Below are 17542 nucleotides of genomic sequence, written 5' to 3' on the forward strand. Positions count from 1 at the left end.
TATATAGAATTTAAAGCTTAGGCATTGTAATGGATAAAATTTTATCAATCTACTCTTAAGTTAAATGTCTTATAGAATTTTTATAAATTAAATTAATTGAAAAATCTTTAAATCGTAATTAAACCAATAATGATTAATTTTTCCTTCATTTGAAATGACATTAAAACTATTTGGAACATGATAATGTAAACGGCTAGAAGTTGCTGTTCCTGCATGAATATCATAAATAGGATGATCTATTTTTAACTGATAAATTTGCGTTAAATCATATACGGCAGTTTTATGTAAATGCCCATGTAACATTCCAAATAGTCCTGTTGTACTCCATTTTTCGAGTGCTATTTTTCCTAATACGGGACAATCTTTAATACCATGCTCATCATCAGGTGGAGTATAAAAAGGTTGATGGAAAACAACTAATTTGATTTTATTCGGTGGCCCTTGCTGTAATCGCTCATATGTAGTTTGAATTTGCTCAATCGAAATATGTCCACGAGTATGATAACGACGGCGAATACTATTCACCCCAACAATATAAAAATGTTCAGTTTCTAAAGTTGGTTCAAGCTGGCCAAAAAAATATTGGTAGCGAGTAAATGGTGAAAAAAAACGGTTCCAGACATGGTACAACGGAATATCGTGATTACCAGGCACAACAATATAAGGAATATTAAGGCTATCTAAAAACTGACGGCATTTATAAAACTGTTGATATCTGGCACGTTGAGTAATATCACCACTCACCACAATAACTTCAGGTTTATGTTGAGTGCAAAAAAGTCGGATTGCATCTAAACATGCTTCAACTTCTGTTCCAAAATGCAGATCAGACAGGTGTAACAACATTTGGCACCATAATATTTAAAGCATTCTTTTCTACAGAGAAATTTAAAGGTGCTTTCATCTCTAATATTTCACCATCTAAAGCTACTGTAAGTTTTGATCTTTTTGCACAATCTACCACCACATGATCTGCACAAAAACTATAAACATCTTGTGTCTCTTCTACTTTGCCTTGAATCCACTGCCACAACATGTTTAATAAACTAAGCCTATCACTTTTCGTAATGACCACTCCAGCGACTCGACCTTGTGCTGCACATTCGGCAATTCTTAATTTCATATCACATAACTGCAACTGATTATTACCAAAGAAAATTAGAGGTGTTTTGAATGGATATTTCTTGCCATCAACTGTGACGGAAAGTTTCATGGATTTATTTTCTCTTAATAAAACATCCAGAGCTGAGGTATAGGCATGCAAAGGTAAACGTCCTAAGTATTTATTATAAAGCTCACGTTTTTTTATAAATAATGGATAAAGTCCTAAACTTGCATTATTTAAATAAACATGGTCATTAATTGTCGCAATATGTACAGAGCGTGGTGTACCTGTAGCGATGACTTCAGCAGCTTCTAACAAATCCAAAGGAATATCTAAAACTTTAGCGACATAATTAAAAGTTCCCAAAGGTAATATTCCCATTGGAATATGAGTATGTCTAAGTTTTGATGCTACCGCATTTAACGTTCCATCCCCACCCGCTGCAACAACAACACCTAAATTTGCATTTTGACTATGCCGATGTATCACTTGACTCATCAAATCATCAAAAGAAACATCTTCCGCTAATTCAAAAACTTGTATTTCAAAACCAAATTCGGTGAACACAGTCATTAACTGTTCATACATATCTTCATGTTTTGATGCATGAAAACCCGACTTTTGGTTATAAATGATAGAGAGAGGTTTTAAAGTCCGCATTTTTATTATCTTAGGGGATTCGTCCTGAATATTGTATATAAAAACGCCTAATAAAAGTCTCTTTATGTAAATTTTGAATGAAGATCATTTGTTTAATCAATAATAATTCTCAAGAAAAAAATAAGAATCAAGATATTGATTTTTAAGGAAATAAATAATATAAATAACACACATACAACATAAAAATATTGAGAATAAGATATTGTAAAAAACTACAAGTTAATGATTTAAATGAGAAAAATATAAAAAAGTAAAATATCTATTTCTTAGTCTTTAGTCTTATTTTTTTTATGATTTTGTGCTTTAATACAGCCACTTTTTTATTTGATCTTTCATTGTACCTCTCAATGAATGACTTGTACGTTGTACATATTTTGAATAGGCCTCACCATGACCACAGTGAACGCACCAGAATTCGTTCGTCATCCTAAGCTTATCGCATGGGTTGAAGAAATTGCAAACTTAACCAAACCAGCAAAAATCGAATGGTGTGACGGAAGCGAAGAAGAGTATCAACGTCTAATCGACTTGATGATCGCTAACGGCACCATGCAGAAATTAAACCAAGAAAAACATCCTGGTTCTTATCTTGCAAATTCTGACCCATCTGACGTTGCACGTGTTGAAGACCGTACTTACATCTGCTCTCAAAATAAAGAAGATGCTGGTGCGACAAACAACTGGGAAAACCCAGCTGTTATGCGTGAAAAATTAAATGGTTTATTTGAAGGCTCAATGGAAGGCCGTACCATGTACGTTGTTCCTTTCTCAATGGGTCCTTTAGGTAGCCATATTGCTCATATCGGCATTGAGTTAACTGACTCTCCTTACGTTGCTGTTAGCATGCGTAAAATGGCACGTATGGGTAAAGCAGTTTATGACGTATTAGGTACAGACGGCGAGTTTGTTCCTTGTGTACATACAGTAGGTGCTCCACTTGCTGAAGGCCAAAAAGACGTTGCTTGGCCATGTAACCCTGAAAAATATATCGTTCATTACCCAGAAACTCGTGAAATCTGGTCTTTCGGTTCTGGTTACGGCGGTAACGCATTACTTGGCAAAAAATGTTTAGCTCTTCGTATCGCTTCTGTCATGGGACGCGAACAAGGTTGGTTAGCTGAACACATGCTTATTCTTGGTGTAACTAACCCTCAAGGTGAAAAACACTACATCGCTGCAGCATTCCCGTCTGCATGTGGTAAAACAAACTTTGCAATGTTAATTCCACCAGCAGGTTATGAAGGTTGGAAAATCGAAACTGTAGGTGACGATATTGCTTGGATCAAACCAGGTGAAGATGGTCGTTTATATGCGATTAACCCTGAAGCTGGTTTCTTCGGTGTAGCTCCTGGTACAAACACCAAGACTAACCCGAACTGTATGGCAACTCTTCATAAAGATGTTATCTATACAAACGTAGCAGTAACTGAAGACGGTCAAGTATGGTGGGAAGGTCTTTCTAAAGAAGTTCCAACAAACTTAACTAACTGGAAAGGTCAACCTCACGTAAATGGTGAAAAAGCAGCCCATCCAAATGCTCGCTTCACTGTTGCAGCTGGTCAATGCCCTTCTATCGATGCTGACTGGGAAAATCCAGCAGGTGTTCCAATTTCTGCATTTATCTTTGGCGGTCGCCGTGCAGATACAGTTCCTTTAGTTTCTGAAGCTTTCGACTGGGTTGACGGTGTATATAAAGCGGCAACTATGGGTTCTGAAACTACTGCTGCTGCTGTTGGTCAACAAGGTATCGTTCGTCGTGACCCATTCGCGATGCTTCCATTTGCTGGCTATAACATGGCTGACTACTTTGATCACTGGTTAAGCCTTGGTCAACAAGTAAGCACAAAAGCTGAAGCAGCTGGTAATAAATTACCAAAAATCTTCAATGTAAACTGGTTCCGTCGTGATGCTGAAGGCAACTTCGTATGGCCTGGTTTCGGTCAAAACATGCGTGTTCTTGAGTGGATCATTGATCGTTGTGAAGGTCGTGCAAACGCTGTTGAAACACCAATTGGCCTTGTTCCAACTTATGACGACTTGAACTGGGAAGGTACTGAATTCTCTAAAGAAGAATTTGACCTAATCACAGCTCAAGATAAAGATCAGTGGATTACTGAAATTGAAAGCCACACTGATTTATTTAATAAACTCGGTGATCGCTTACCGAAAGCATTAAAAGAACGTCAAGCAGCTTTACTTGAAGCTGTAAAAACTGGCTTCTAATTGCTATATATAAAAAAGGTCGCTATATGCGACCTTTTTTTATTATGCGGCATCATCTTTTTGTCGACGCTCAGATAAATAAACTTCTAATACTTTTATTTGTTTTTCATCAAATGCCAGACCTAGTTTTGTTCTACGCCACAATATATCCTCAGCAGTAGTTGCCCATTCATATTCACATAAGTATTTGACTTCGCATTCAAATAAATCATGTCCAAAATTCTGGCCTAATTGCTCTATTGCATTTCTCTCTTGGAGCATATTCCAGACTCTTGTGCCGTATGCATGCGCCCAACGGTTAGCAAGTGATTCAGACACTCCACTTACACGTGAATAAATCTGACGCGTTAAATCATCTAGTGTTGTCCAGTTTTCAGCGCCAGGTAATGGCTCATCTGCAGTCCACTCCTCTGCCATATTACTAAAAAACGGGGATAGATCTTCTAAAGCAGCCTCTGCCAGTTTCCGATAAGTCGTGATCTTGCCGCCAAATATAGATAACAAAGGTGCTTTTTTATGTTCAGCCTGTAATGCCAAGGTATAGTCACGTGTAATCGCTGAAGGATTATCAGATTCATCATCACATAAAGCACGTACACCCGAGTACTGGCTTACAATATCAGCTCGAGTTAACTGCTTTTTAAAATGTGAATTGGTCACTGTTAAGAGGTAATCAATTTCTACCTCTGTGATCTCTACCTTTTGTGGATCACCTGTATATTCCTGATCGGTCGTACCAATCAGTGTATATTTTTCTAAATACGGAATTGCAAACACGATACGTCGATCTTCGTTTTGCATAATGAAGGCTTTATGACAATCGTATAGTTTTGGCACAACAATATGACTTCCTTGGATCAATCGGATTTGATAAGGCGATTCTAAATTTAGGTTTTCACTAATAATTTCTTCAACCCAAGGACCAGCTGCATTCACCAAAGCTCTTGCACGTACCTGATAAAACTCTGCTCCGCTTTGTAACTCCAGATGCCACAGCTCTTGTTCCCTATAAGCCTTAATACAACGCGTACGTGTTACGACTTTGGCACCTTTCTCTTTGGCCTGTAATGCATTTAACACTACAAGACGTGCATCATCTACAGTACAGTCAGAATATTCAAAGCCACGTGTGATAGCTGGTTTTAAAGGACTATCTTCTTTGAAGTAAATAAGATTTGATCCTAATAGTTTTTCTCGTTTTCCCAAATGATCATAAAAAAACAAGCCCGCCCGAATTAACCATGCAGGACGTAAATGTGGTCGATGAGGCATAATAAAGCGCATGGGTTTAATAATATGTGGAGCTTTAGCCAACAACACTTCACGCTCTGCTAAGGCTTCTCTAACCAATCTAAACTCTTTATGCTCTAAATAGCGCAGACCACCATGAATTAATTTGCTGCTAGCAGATGAAGTGTGACTAGCTAAATCATCTTTTTCACATAAAAATACCGATAGTCCACGGCCTGCTGCATCATTAGCAATACCGACGCCATTAATACCGCCACCGATCACGGCAATGTCATATATTTTTGAATAATCATTAGGCTGTATTTTCATTTCTCATTTTCTTTTTATTGTTGATCTTATAAAAATTAAAACATCAAATTGATGAAACAACAATCAAAAAAGTAGAATAATCAATTTTAAATAACTAAGTGTTTAACCGTTAATTGATTACCCTACTAGTGAATCCAACCAGTTAAAGAACGAACTAATCCTCAGCCCAACTTTGACTACGTTTAACTGCCTTGAGCCAACCCTTATACATCATCTCAGATTGCTCAGAAGACATTTTTGGCTCAAATACCTTTTCTATGGCAGATTTATTTCTTAACTCATGTAGATCTTGCCAGAAACCCGTCGCCAGCCCAGCAAGGAAAGCTGCACCCAAAGCAGTAGTTTCTTTCATTATTGGACGTTCTACTGGTGTCGCTAAAATATCAGCCTGAAATTGCATTAAGAAATTATTTTCCGTTACTCCCCCATCAACACGGAGTGTACGGAGCTCTTCTTCTGCATCTTGCTGCATTGCATCTAAAACATCTCGGGTTTGAAAAGCAATAGACTCTAAAGTTGCACGAATAATATGTTCAATACTAGCCCCACGAGTAAGTCCAAAAATAGCTCCACGCGCTGTTGGGTCCCAATATGGTGCGCCTAACCCTGTAAAAGCAGGTACAACATATACACCATTACTGTCTTTCACACGTGTTGCATAAAGCTCAGAGTCTTTAGCATTCTTAATGACTTTTAATTCATCGCGTAACCACTGCACGCAAGAACCACCATTAAAAACGGCGCCCTCTAAGGCATAGTTCACCTCTCCACTCGCACCACATGCAATAGTAGTTAGTAATCCATGTTCTGACCGGACAATCTTCTTACCTGTGTTCATTAATAGAAAACAGCCTGTGCCGTAGGTATTTTTTGCCTGACCAGACTCAACACACATTTGACCAAACAGTGCGGCTTGTTGATCACCTGCGATTCCTGCAATGGGGATACCAACTTCTTGCCCACTTATGGTATGTGTATATCCATAAACCTCAGATGAGCTACGCACTTCGGGTAGCATTACTCGAGGAATATCTAAAACTTGTAAAAGTTTTTCATCCCATTCAAGTTTTTCGATATCAAAAAGCATAGTTCTTGAAGCATTGGTAAAATCAGTGACATGAACAGCGCCATTGGTTAGTTTCCAGATTAACCAAGTGTCCACCGTACCGAACAATAATTCACCTCGCTCAGCACGTTCACGACTTCCTTCAACATGGTCTAATATCCATTTAATTTTTGTAGCCGAAAAATACGGATCAATCACTAAACCCGTTGTTTTACTTATGTATTCTTGCCATCCTGCTTTGTGTAATTGATTGCATATCTCAGTTGTTTGTCGACTTTGCCAAACAATCGCATTGTAAATCGGCTTGCCCGTTTTTTTTTCCCAAACAACTGTGGTTTCCCGCTGATTGGTAATCCCAATTGCTGCAACTTGTTCACTCTTAATGCCTGCTTGAGCTAAAGCTTCTACCCAAACAGCACTTTGCGTAGCCCAAATTTCCATAGGATCATGCTCGACCCAGCCAGGCTGAGGATAAATCTGAGTAAATTCTTTTTGAGCAATACTGACAACATTAGCATCATGGTCTAAAACAATTGCTCTTGAGCTTGTTGTTCCCTGATCAAAAGCAACAATATATTTTTTCGGGCAATTTGACATCTGAATATCCCTTTCATTATTCACACACATCTAGTCCACAATGCCAAGACATCATGCCTAACTATATTTACTTAAAATTTTCTTTGGAATATATCATTATTTTTAAGGGGTATAGGTTTTCTTCGCCCAAACTCTACTCATTCTTTATCAATTTTTACTACTTGGAAAAAATAATATGCCAAAGATCCCAACAATATTATAAACGTGAGCTGATCGGCTAATTTGAAATCACATAAATATTCAACTTATTCCTTTGCTTAAATAATAAACATTGTTTTACAGACATAAAAAAATAAAGTGAAATACTCCTCTAGAAAATATGTAAAAACGGAATAAATCTTCTCTTTTTTAGCATTCAACCCAAGCGAAACATGGAGCGACTCATGGTTGATCAACCTTCTACCGCAACAACTCCACATTCTAATTTAGATACAAAAACTCGTCTAAAATCAATTTTAGGCGGTTCTGCCGGTAACCTTGTCGAATGGTACGACTGGTATGTATATGCCGCATTTACGCTCTATTTTGCTCATGCTTTTTTCCCAAAAGGTAGCCAGACGGCTCAACTCCTTCAAGCGGCCGCAATTTTTGCTGTAGGCTTTTTAATGCGCCCGATCGGTGCATGGATTATGGGAATCTATTCCGACCGTAAAGGACGCAAGGCGGGTCTTACGCTTTCAGTCACTTTAATGTGTATAGGTTCGCTTCTTATCGCCGTGACGCCAAGTTATGAAAGTATTGGTGTATTTGCCCCTCTTCTTTTAGTTGTCGCCCGTTTAATTCAAGGCTTAAGTGTAGGCGGTGAATATGGTGCTAGTGCTACCTATTTAAGTGAAATGGCTGAAAGAAATCGACGTGGTTTTTTCTCTAGCTTCCAATATGTAACATTGATTGCTGGCCAGCTCACAGCCCTATGTGTTCTATTAATATTACAAATGGTATTAACCGAAGAACAACTACATGATTGGGGATGGCGTATCCCATTCTTTATCGGGGCTTTACTCGCGATTGTAGTTTTCCGCATTCGACGTGGCCTATTAGAAACTCAATCTTTTAAAAATGCTCAGGCAGAAACAGACCAGCCAAAATCAGGCATGTTTGCTTTATTTAAACATTATCCGAAAGAAGCGTTCACAGTATTGTTTTTAACCGCTGGCGGGACTTTAGCTTTTTATACTTACACGACTTATCTGCAAAAATATTTGGTCAACACATCTGGATTCACCAAACCTGAAGCCACTCAAATTACAACTTTAGCGCTATTTATTTTTATGTGTCTACAGCCTGTAGCGGGTGCTTTATCGGATCGCATTGGTCGAAAACCCCTTATGATTTTCTTCGGAATAACAGGTGTTTTATTCACATACGTTTTATTTGATGCACTCGCAAATACACATAACTACTGGACAGCTTTCTGGTTATGTTTTGGGGGTCTCGTAATGGTGACTGGTTATACTTCAATTAATGCTGTAGTGAAAGCTGAGCTCTTCCCTGCACACATTCGCGCTTTAGGTGTTGCATTACCTTACGCGATTGCCAATACATTATTTGGCGGAACAGCAGAGTTCTTTGCTTTAAGTTTTAAAGAAGCTGGGCATGAATCTTGGTACTTTATTTATGTAAGTATTATGATCTTCATTTCTCTCATTATTTATATTTTTATGAAAGATACCAAGCATCATTCAAAAATCAAAGAACATTAATACTTTACTAATAAGGGCTAATATCGTTCGCCGATGTTAGCTCAAATCATGAGATTAAGCCCCAACAACCTTTGTATTTTATGAGATACTAGCTATAAGAAAATAAGGACGATACTGATGAATAGAAGTATTTTATGCTTGGCATTAAGTAGTATGTTTGTTTTAACTGCTTGTCAGACTCCCCCTCGACAATATAATGGTTCAACTGGATACCAGATTGAAAACCAAACAAAAACTTCGGCGACTTTAGCTTACACTTTAGCGGGTCGTAATAACCAGCAACTCGATGAACGTAAATTACAACGCGCTTGTCAGAATGTGCTAGGTGCTCAGAAAGTTTATAAATTATCAATTTTGAGTATCAATGAAATTCCTAATCCAGCGAAAGATGAGCATTATGGAATTCAACTCGGCGAAACTCGTGCTTCTTTTGGCTTATCAAATACACCTAGCTTAAATAATGGTGAAGACTATGCGACTCGCCAAGCGCTTGAAGCACGTCCAAGCACACTAAAAGTTGTTCGTTATACTTGTTCATAAAATAAAAAAAGACGCTGTTCTTTTACAGCGTCTTATAAAAACTTACATTTCTAAACTCTTTAGCTTCATCCAGATCAGGCCATGTAGAAGCACTTCTTTCGTCAATCTTTTGATATTTGGGATGACTAAAGTTTTTAACACGACTATCAGCCACCCAGACTTCTGGTGCAAACTTTAAAAATTCATCTAAGAAAAAGCGGTTACATTGATCATATAAAACATCAGCTGCTAGCAAAACATCAACTTGCTCAGCTTTATATAAATCGTCCAGATATTCCAGCTCAACATCATTCAACAAAGCATTTTCACGGCAGGCAGCAAGACTAATTTGATCAATATCACAACAAATTACTCTTTTAGCACCAGCCATTTTAGCTGCGATTGCAACAACACCTGAACCAGCTCCAAAATCCAAAACAACTTTATCTTTAACATGTTGCGGCTCTGCAAGTAACCACTGTGCCATCGCTAAACCAGATGCCCAACAAAAAATCCAATACGGCGTGTCATTCCAAATACGGCGAATAACTTCATCATCTAAGCGATCAGTTGGAAAAACTGGTGGAATCAACCATAAAGAAATAGGCGTTTCTGGTAATTGTTGTACCATCAACTCACAATTAGGAATAACTTCATTTAGTGCTTGAAGTAAATGTTCAGGGGCTTTAGACAGTTGAAAAGTGCAGCTCATCAGATTTCTTTTAATTCATTTTTATAACAAGCATAACAGAGTCATTCCATTATGATTTGAATTTTTAGAATAACCTTTGGTTGGACCTACTTTTCTTTCGGGAAAAGTAGGCAAAACCATTGTCATCCGCAAAACTCGGCAGATACTCTCTAGAATCGAAAGCATCGCAGAAACATTAAATTTTTAACGTATTTCTGCCTCAAACAATTGCGGATGACGGTTACGCGTATCAAATAACAGCCTAGCGTTAATTAAATTAACCTAAAGCTTTTTCAGCAGCTTCTACAGTTTGACGAATCAAAGTTGTAATAGTCATTGGACCAACACCACCCGGTACTGGTGTGTAAGCAGAAGCAATTTCTTCAATACCTTGTAGTTGAATATCACCTACACCACCGCCATCACGAGGATGGAAACCAGCATCTACAACCACTGCACCTTGTTTAATCCAATCTTTTTGGATAAGTTCAGCTTTACCAACTGCACCGACAATAATATCGGCTTGTTTCACAAGCTCAGGTAAGTTTTGTGTGCGTGAATGGCAAATCGTTACTGTTGCATTCGCTTGCAAAAGCATCATTGCCATTGGTTTACCTAAAATTGCTGAACGACCGACTACAACCGCATGTTTACCAGCAATTTCGATATTGTTTTCTTTTAAAATGGTCATGATGCCTGCAGGAGTCGCTGAACCATATGCAGCTTCACCCATAGCCATACGGCCAAAACCAAGACAAGTTACACCATCAACATCTTTAGCTAATGAGATTGCATCGAAACATGCACGCTCATCAATTTGCTCTGGAACTGGATGTTGTAAAAGAATGCCGTGTACATCTGGGTTAGCATTAAGTTTTTCAATTTCAGCTAATAATTGTTCTGTTGTCGTTTCTTGTGGCAATTCAATTTTTAAAGAGTCCATGCCTACTCGACGGCAAGCATTTCCTTTCATGCGTACATAAGTTGCAGATGCACCATCATCCCCAACTAAAATAGTCGCCAAAATTGGGGTACGACCTGTTTTAGCTTTTAAAGCTTCAACACGTACTGACAAATTTTCTTCAATTTGCTTTGCTAATGCGCGACCGTCTAAAACCAATGCCACAGCACATCTCCAAGGTAGACATGAATTTAATGTGCCAATAATACATGATTATTTGGACAAATTTATTCTAGATGTTGCTTTTATGTTCATCTTATCTCAAAACAGTATTGTTTTTTTTGTAAAGGTTGCTAATATGTGCATCACCAAATGTAGGCGGGGTGGCAGAGTGGTCATGCAGCGGACTGCAACTCCGTGGACGCCGGTTCGATTCCGACCTCCGCCTCCAAATTTGGTAAAGCCCGGGTGGTGAAATAGGTAGACACAGGGGATTTAAAATCCCCCGCCCACAAAGCGTGCCGGTTCGAGTCCGGCCCCGGGCACCATTTTCTAGTATAGAAATTGGTGTCATAAAGAATCCAGCGAAAGCTGGTTTTTTTATGTCTAAAAAAAGGATACTTATTAGCATCCCTTTCTCGCCCCATATATTTAAGCAGTTTTTTGCTTATCTTTTTCAGGTGTTAAATTCGCATCCAACGCCAATTGATAGCTTCTACTAGAATCTACTTTATATTCTGCATTTTTAATTGAATCTACAAAAATCCAATCCGACAGCACCTGCTTATCATCTAGTGTAACCATCAAATAACCCCGCTGATTTAAATTACAATATGCCAATTCATCGATAAGCGTCGTAAAGGCAAATTCAAATTGCTGCAACTGAGCTAGCGGAATACTTAAATATTTTTCAAGACCTGGTGAAGAAACCGAACTTGTCGCCAGTTCAACACCGATATATTCTCCCTTTTGGCTATATAAGTAAGATGTCCACGCATTATGAGTATCCCCCGCCAAAACAATAATTTTCTTATTAAACTCTGCCAATTTATCATACACAAACTCTCGCTCAGCATAATAACCATCCCAAGCATCAAGGTTATATGGAACTAATGTTGTGACTCGCGCTTTTTCTTGAACGGTTAAAGTTGGATCACCTTGCTCTAATCGTAATTTTAATGTGACTAACTCTGTAATCTGAGCAGTCATTTTAGCTAAAGTATCAGGTGAAGTTCCGCCTGAAGTAATTTGCCCCAGCGATGCCAATAACTCAGCTGGAATCCACATTTTACTCATTAAGACTTGCTGACCAATCACATTCCATGTTGCTGTAGATTGCTTTAATTTATCGACCAGCCAATCCCTTTGCGTATACCCCATTAAAGTACGCTTTGGATCTGTTAAATCAGCCTGAAACTTTTGAGCATCTAAACCTGAAGATGTAATGTAATCTTTATATTCGAGCTGTTTATCTCGCGCAATAATACGTGTATCTAACATGGTTAATTGAACCAACGAACCAAAGTCAAACTGACGATAAATATTTAGATGATCTGTGTTAGAAACAGGGCGAATTGGCATCCATTCAAAATAAGCCTGTAGAGCAGCTAATCTACGCTCCAAGAAAGGACCTTCATTACTTTGATGATTCTCTGCACCTTCGCGCCAAGTATCATTCGCTAACTCATGATCATCCCAAATTACAATAAAAGGATGACGCTGATGAACCGCCTGCAAGTCCTTATCCTGACGATAGAGCGCATAACGTTTGCGATAATCATCTAATTTAATAATTTCTTTATTATTATCGGACGGTAAAGTACGGCCCAGCTTTGCGGCATCTTCTGTCGCATAGCCATCAGCCCCATATTCATAAATATAATCGCCCAAATGAATGACTACATCCACATTCTGTTTTGCCATTTCACGATAAACGTAAAAATAACCCGCAGGATAGTTAGAGCAAGAACATACTGCGAAGCTGACCTTATTGGTAGTTACAGGTAATGTTTTTGTTTGCCCTACTGGCGAGACTTTGCTACCAAATCGAAATCGATAAAAATAAGTCGTACCCGCTTGTAGACCTGTTGCATCCACCTTCACGGTAAAATCGTCAGTCTTAGTCGTTTCAACCGTACCAGTCTTTAAATTCTGCTTAAACTGATCATCGGTAGCAATTTCCCAAGTAACTCTAAGACGCGCATTAAGGACTAATGGTGTTAATCGTGTCCATAAAATTACTCTATCTTGCAATGGGTCGCCGCTCGCAACTCCATGTAAAAAATCTGCTTGTGTTTCTGAACCCTCCTCATCGGAACCATCATTACACCCCGTAAAAGCTACAGGCAAAGATAGCGCCCCAAAACCGAACAGACTTTTTTGAATTAATTCTCGGCGTGAAATTTTTTCTGACATAAAATTACCTAAGTTTTAAGCAATGAGTGTCTTAAATTTAGGTAGATAAGATGAACAACTGATCTCAGTTTAATGAACAAATCATGACACAAATTGGTTAATTTATATAAATACCAACAAGAACTGATTGAAAATAAAGCAAACTCTCTGATTTTCTCTTGCCAATCGCGCACTTGTCCTCTATTATTGCGCACATGCCCGGGTGGTGAAATAGGTAGACACAGGGGATTTAAAATCCCCCGCCCACAAAGCGTGCCGGTTCGAGTCCGGCCCCGGGCACCATTTTCAAATATTGAATTTGGTGCTACAAAGAATCCAGCGTATGCTGGTTTTTTTATGCCTAAACAAAATGAATTTTATGATAAGAATATTATTACTCGTTTACACTACCCTTTTTATAACAAAGGTTTACGCCACAGATCTTTTCTCTGGTACCCTTTCTTTCAAAGACAACCATTGGTATTTTTCACGTTGCTCTATTACTAAAGATGATTATTTAGTTAAAGCACCCGAACAGATAATAGATAAATTTAAAACGCTGGAACAAAAACGAGAAACTTATTGGGTCAGTTTGTTAGCGGACGCAGATTATCAAGAGAATGGTGTTTTAGTTTTAAAAGTTAAAGAAATAGACGAAATACATTTAAAGGCATCTTGCCACTTGTTAGATGTATTTGAAGATATTGAAAATCGAGAGTAATCACCACTCTCGATTCATCACCAGCTCTTCCATTTCTAGATCTAAATATCCAGCTTCCTGTGCTACCATCATCATTGCTTCAGCAATATAGTCAGCAGCACTATCATCTAACGAAGAATCTAGATCTTCGAACTGAGGTTTCATTTCATTAATTTCAATCACAGTCTGATGAGCATATCGATAGATATCCTGCTCAGCTAAGGCAGGCTTCTGAACTTTTTTAGCAAATTGTTCAATGAGCTGCTTGAGTTCAGCGACCAAAATATCTGGATAATATTCATCATCAAACATCGGGAGAAGTAAGTCTTCGAACATACAAAAGTTTACACAACAGCAAAAACTTGCCGCTTATAACATATTTTCAAAAGAATAACGATATTTTTCCCTGACTCAATCATCTAGCTCATTAAATTAATGAGTTACTATCTGATTTTATAGAGCCTACTTTACTAGGCTTGTATCATCGCCTTCCAAACTAGAATTGCATCAGTCATTGCTTTGACATCATGCGCTCTAACAATGGATGCTCCTTGCTGAATACTAAGCAAATGCCCCGTAACGCTTCCTACCGCACGCTGATCTGCAGTTGCACCCTTTAATGCTTCACCAATAAAACGTTTACGAGAAAGGCCAGATAAAATCGGATAACCCATTTCACCAAGCTTCCAAAATTCTTTGAGTAGTCTTAAATTTTGCTGCGCATTTTTTGCAAAACCAAACCCAGGATCAATAATAATATTATTTTTTTTCACGCCCGCATTTAAAGCCTCATTCACGCGCTGCTGGAGCTCCGCTATAACATCTAAGGTTACGTCCGTATATTGGTCTAACTGATTCATTGTAGTCGGCTCACCACGCATATGCATGATCACTACAGGTATATCTAGATCTGCTGCCGTTTTTAAAGCATTGGGACGAGTCAGCGCACGTACATCATTCCAAATATGTGCTCCAGCTTCTTTCGCTGCACGAATAACATCAGGCTGACTTGTATCAATTGATAGAACAATATTATGTTTAGCTAAAGCTTCAACTACGGGCACAACTCTTCGTATTTCTTCTTCTATGCTCACTTCAGATGCCCCTGGACGGGTAGACTCCCCACCAATATCAATAATGGTGGCACCTTGCTCTATCATGGCTAGTGCATGAACAATCGCTTGATCTACTTGATTATGTTTTCCACCATCACTAAAAGAATCTGGTGTGACATTTAATATGCCCATAACGTGAGGCTGTGATAGATCTAACTGAAGCTGTCCACACTGTAAAATTTGTTGAGGCAAAGGCATTAGTTGCATAAAAAGCTCCAGTTTAAAATCAGGCTGTATTTTAGCAATTATCATCTATATATGGTGTTGATTTGTTTTTAGCTTTTAACAAACTCAAGCCCATAAAAAAAGCCACATGACTGTGGCTTTTTTAATTCACTAATTAGTTCATTGCTGGTAATGGTGGCGGTGTAGATGGACCATCTTTTGGTGGTTCAAATGCAGCCACTGGATTTTCAGCAACATATACTTTAGGCGGTTGTGGCTCACGGCCTTCCATAATGTCACGGATTTGATCACGATCAATAGTTTCCCATTCCATCAAAGCTTTTACCATCGCATGTGCAATATCTTTATTACCTTCTAAGATATTACGTGCAACTTTATATTGCTCATCAAGAATACGACGTACTTCTTCATCAACTAACTGTTGAGTTGCTTCAGAAATCGTACGGCTTCCCACATTACCAAAGAAACCATTTTGGTTTTCATCTTCGTAAACCATTACACCCATTTTGTCAGACATACCGTACTTCGTAACCATTGCACGCGCCATTTTAGTAGCTCGCTCAAAGTCATTTGAAGCACCAGTAGATTGCTGTTGGATAAATACTTCTTCAGCAATACGACCACCAAACAAAATTGCAATTTCGTTTAGCATCTTGTCTTTATAGTGGCTAATTTGGTCTTGTTCAGGTAACTGCCAAGTTACACCTAAAGCCCAACCACGCGGCATAATCGTTACTTTATGAACAGGATCTGTACCCGGTAAAATCTCGGCAACAATCGCATGACCAGCTTCATGATAAGCAGTTGCACGACGTTCTTCTTCACGTAAAACCATCGATTTACGCTCTGGTCCCATGTAGATTTTGTCTTTTGCATCTTCAAAGTCATGCATGTCAACAGTGTTCTTATTACGGCGTGCAGCAAATAATGCAGCTTCGTTAACAAGGTTTGCCAACTGTGCACCAGAGAAACCTGGAGTACCACGAGATAGAACTTTAACATCCACACCCGTAACTGAAGGTAATTTTTTCAAATGTACATTCAGAATCTGCTCACGACCACGAATGTCAGGCAAACCTACCATTACTTGACGGTCAAAACGACCTGGACGTAATAATGCTTTATCCAAGACATCAACACGGTTAGTCGCAGCAATTACGATTACACCTTCGTTACCTTCAAAACCATCCATTTCTACAAGCATTTGGTTCAAGGTTTGTTCACGTTCATCATGACCACCACCTGTACCTGAACCACGGTGACGACCTACTGCATCAATCTCGTCAATAAAGATAATACAAGGCGCATGACGCTTCGCTTGCTCGAACATATCACGGACACGGGACGCACCCACACCCACGAACATTTCGACAAAGTCAGAACCTGAAATGCTGAAGAAAGGAACTTTAGCTTCACCAGCAATTGCTTTGGCTAATAACGTTTTACCAGTACCCGGAGGACCAACCATAAGTACGCCACGAGGAATGGTAGCGCCCAAACGTTTGAATTTTGCAGGGTCTTTTAAGAAATCTACAATTTCAACAACTTCTTGTTTTGCTTCATCACAGCCGGCAACGTCAGAAAAATTAACTTTGATTTGGTCTTCAGAAAGCATTTTTGCTTTCGACTTACCAAAACTCATCGGTCCATTTTTTCCGCCTGCACCACCACCCATGTTACGCATAAAGAACATGAATAACAGAATGATTAACAGTACAGGGAAACTAGCAATGAGAAGTTGCATCAAAATGCCTTGACGTTGAGGAGCCGTTCCCTCTACAACAACATTTTGCTTATTTAAGCTCGGCATAAGCTCAGTGTCTTCAACTTGCGGACGAACAGTTTCAAACTGTGATCCGTTAGTTTTTTCACCATTAATATTTAAACCGTCAATTGTGACTTGCTTAATTTGGCCAGCATTCACCGCTGCAACGAAATCTGAGTATTTCATCGCAGTAGGCTTATTGCGGTCACTGATATTACTGAAAATTAAAATCAGAACACCAAGTATTATTAGCCACAATACGGCATTCTTGAAGTAATCGCTCAAAGCTTTATTCCCATATCGATCTAATTTGATCATGCCCAATCTTGGCTGATCGTCATAAAAACAGCAACTGTA

The 17542-nt window shown here is 38.7% G+C and carries 14 protein-coding genes and 3 tRNA genes; 7 read left to right on the forward strand and 10 right to left on the reverse strand.

The window, feature by feature from the left end; translation table 11 throughout:
- Positions 1–87: 87 nt before the first annotated feature.
- On the reverse strand, positions 88–846 hold the full coding sequence (locus J690_RS19225) for a metallophosphoesterase family protein (protein WP_032037603.1): 759 nt from the start codon (positions 844–846) through the stop codon (positions 88–90).
- Positions 827–1765 carry a diacylglycerol/lipid kinase family protein gene (locus J690_RS19230; protein WP_032037606.1) on the reverse strand — a complete coding sequence of 313 codons (939 nt, stop codon included), beginning with the start codon at positions 1763–1765 and terminating at the stop codon, positions 827–829. Before J690_RS19230 ends, J690_RS19225 begins: the two co-directional genes overlap by 20 nt.
- 390 nt (positions 1766–2155) lie before the next feature.
- Between J690_RS19230 and J690_RS19235 the strand changes: the two genes are divergently transcribed.
- Positions 2156–3988, forward strand: coding sequence for a phosphoenolpyruvate carboxykinase (GTP) (locus J690_RS19235; protein ID WP_005067621.1), 1833 nt, complete (start codon positions 2156–2158; stop codon positions 3986–3988).
- Between the two features lie 42 nt (positions 3989–4030).
- On the opposite strand, the gene glpD is transcribed toward J690_RS19235, so the two are convergent.
- Positions 4031–5548 (reverse strand): glycerol-3-phosphate dehydrogenase, encoded by a 1518-nt coding sequence (glpD, locus tag J690_RS19240; protein ID WP_032037609.1) that lies wholly within the window; start codon positions 5546–5548, stop codon positions 4031–4033.
- Between the two features lie 154 nt (positions 5549–5702).
- Complete coding sequence (glpK, locus tag J690_RS19245) at positions 5703–7211, reverse strand: glycerol kinase GlpK (RefSeq protein ID WP_032037612.1); 1509 nt, start codon at positions 7209–7211, stop codon at positions 5703–5705.
- A gap of 371 nt (positions 7212–7582) precedes the next feature.
- Here glpK and J690_RS19250 point away from each other — a divergent pair, with 371 nt between their 5' ends.
- Both J690_RS19250 and J690_RS19255 read left to right on the forward strand, forming a co-directional pair.
- Positions 7583–8914 (forward strand): MFS transporter, encoded by a 1332-nt coding sequence (locus J690_RS19250; RefSeq protein ID WP_005803945.1) that lies wholly within the window; start codon positions 7583–7585, stop codon positions 8912–8914.
- Positions 8915–9031: 117 nt separating this feature from the next.
- Entirely contained in the window at positions 9032–9454 is a 423-nt protein-coding gene (locus tag J690_RS19255; protein ID WP_032037614.1) for a hypothetical protein, read from the forward strand.
- Positions 9455–9476: 22 nt separating this feature from the next.
- On the opposite strand, the gene J690_RS19260 is transcribed toward J690_RS19255, so the two are convergent.
- Together J690_RS19260 and folD are read right to left on the reverse strand one after the other, a co-directional pair.
- Positions 9477–10145 (reverse strand): class I SAM-dependent methyltransferase, encoded by a 669-nt coding sequence (locus J690_RS19260; RefSeq protein WP_032037617.1) that lies wholly within the window; start codon positions 10143–10145, stop codon positions 9477–9479.
- Positions 10146–10401: 256 nt separating this feature from the next.
- Positions 10402–11250: a bifunctional methylenetetrahydrofolate dehydrogenase/methenyltetrahydrofolate cyclohydrolase FolD gene (folD, locus tag J690_RS19265; RefSeq protein ID WP_002115552.1), complete on the reverse strand. Its 849-nt coding sequence runs from the start codon at positions 11248–11250 to the stop codon at positions 10402–10404.
- A gap of 152 nt (positions 11251–11402) precedes the next feature.
- Here folD and J690_RS19270 point away from each other — a divergent pair.
- Both J690_RS19270 and J690_RS19275 read left to right on the forward strand, forming a co-directional pair.
- Positions 11403–11476 (forward strand) — tRNA-Cys (locus J690_RS19270).
- 11 nt (positions 11477–11487) lie between these two features.
- Positions 11488–11573, forward strand: a tRNA-Leu gene (locus tag J690_RS19275).
- Between the two features lie 103 nt (positions 11574–11676).
- Here J690_RS19275 and J690_RS19280 read toward each other — a convergent pair.
- Complete coding sequence (locus J690_RS19280; protein ID WP_032037620.1) at positions 11677–13440, reverse strand: alkaline phosphatase D family protein; 1764 nt, start codon at positions 13438–13440, stop codon at positions 11677–11679.
- Positions 13441–13636: 196 nt separating this feature from the next.
- Between J690_RS19280 and J690_RS19285 the strand changes: the two genes are divergently transcribed.
- Positions 13637–13722, forward strand: a tRNA-Leu gene (locus tag J690_RS19285).
- 40 nt (positions 13723–13762) lie between these two features.
- Entirely contained in the window at positions 13763–14140 is a 378-nt protein-coding gene (locus tag J690_RS24320) for a hypothetical protein (RefSeq protein ID WP_017385773.1), read from the forward strand.
- Here J690_RS24320 and J690_RS19290 read toward each other — a convergent pair whose 3' ends face one another.
- From J690_RS19290 to ftsH, 3 genes are all read right to left on the reverse strand, one after another.
- The gene (locus J690_RS19290; protein ID WP_005067609.1) at positions 14141–14455 is read right to left on the reverse strand and encodes a DUF5713 family protein; all 315 of its coding nucleotides are present in this window, start codon (positions 14453–14455) and stop codon (positions 14141–14143) included.
- 134 nt (positions 14456–14589) lie between these two features.
- Positions 14590–15441, reverse strand: coding sequence for a dihydropteroate synthase (gene folP, locus J690_RS19295; protein WP_032037623.1), 852 nt, complete (start codon positions 15439–15441; stop codon positions 14590–14592).
- Positions 15442–15574: 133 nt separating this feature from the next.
- Positions 15575–17470, reverse strand: a complete 1896-nt coding sequence (gene ftsH, locus J690_RS19300; RefSeq protein ID WP_005803954.1) for an ATP-dependent zinc metalloprotease FtsH — start codon at positions 17468–17470, stop codon at positions 15575–15577.
- Positions 17471–17542: the final 72 nt, after the last annotated feature.

It is taken from the genome of Acinetobacter sp. 742879 (assembly GCF_000588535.1).
Lineage (GTDB): Bacteria > Pseudomonadota > Gammaproteobacteria > Pseudomonadales > Moraxellaceae > Acinetobacter > Acinetobacter pittii.

What these genes read in the sequence shown, in the direction of transcription:
- J690_RS19225 (WP_032037603.1), bottom strand. Translation starts at nt 846, where the DNA reads ATGTTGTTACACCTGTCTGATCTGCATTTTGGAACAGAAGTTGAAGCA.
- J690_RS19230 (WP_032037606.1), bottom strand. Translation starts at nt 1,765, where the DNA reads ATGCGGACTTTAAAACCTCTCTCTATCATTTATAACCAAAAGTCGGGT.
- J690_RS19235 (WP_005067621.1), top strand. Translation starts at nt 2,156, where the DNA reads ATGACCACAGTGAACGCACCAGAATTCGTTCGTCATCCTAAGCTTATC.
- glpD (WP_032037609.1), bottom strand. Translation starts at nt 5,548, where the DNA reads ATGAAAATACAGCCTAATGATTATTCAAAAATATATGACATTGCCGTG.
- glpK (WP_032037612.1), bottom strand. Translation starts at nt 7,211, where the DNA reads ATGTCAAATTGCCCGAAAAAATATATTGTTGCTTTTGATCAGGGAACA.
- J690_RS19250 (WP_005803945.1), top strand. Translation starts at nt 7,583, where the DNA reads ATGGAGCGACTCATGGTTGATCAACCTTCTACCGCAACAACTCCACAT.
- J690_RS19255 (WP_032037614.1), top strand. Translation starts at nt 9,032, where the DNA reads ATGAATAGAAGTATTTTATGCTTGGCATTAAGTAGTATGTTTGTTTTA.
- J690_RS19260 (WP_032037617.1), bottom strand. Translation starts at nt 10,145, where the DNA reads ATGAGCTGCACTTTTCAACTGTCTAAAGCCCCTGAACATTTACTTCAA.
- J690_RS19280 (WP_032037620.1), bottom strand. Translation starts at nt 13,440, where the DNA reads ATGTCAGAAAAAATTTCACGCCGAGAATTAATTCAAAAAAGTCTGTTC.
- J690_RS24320 (WP_017385773.1), top strand. Translation starts at nt 13,763, where the DNA reads ATGCTGGTTTTTTTATGCCTAAACAAAATGAATTTTATGATAAGAATA.
- J690_RS19290 (WP_005067609.1), bottom strand. Translation starts at nt 14,455, where the DNA reads ATGTTCGAAGACTTACTTCTCCCGATGTTTGATGATGAATATTATCCA.
- folP (WP_032037623.1), bottom strand. Translation starts at nt 15,441, where the DNA reads ATGCAACTAATGCCTTTGCCTCAACAAATTTTACAGTGTGGACAGCTT.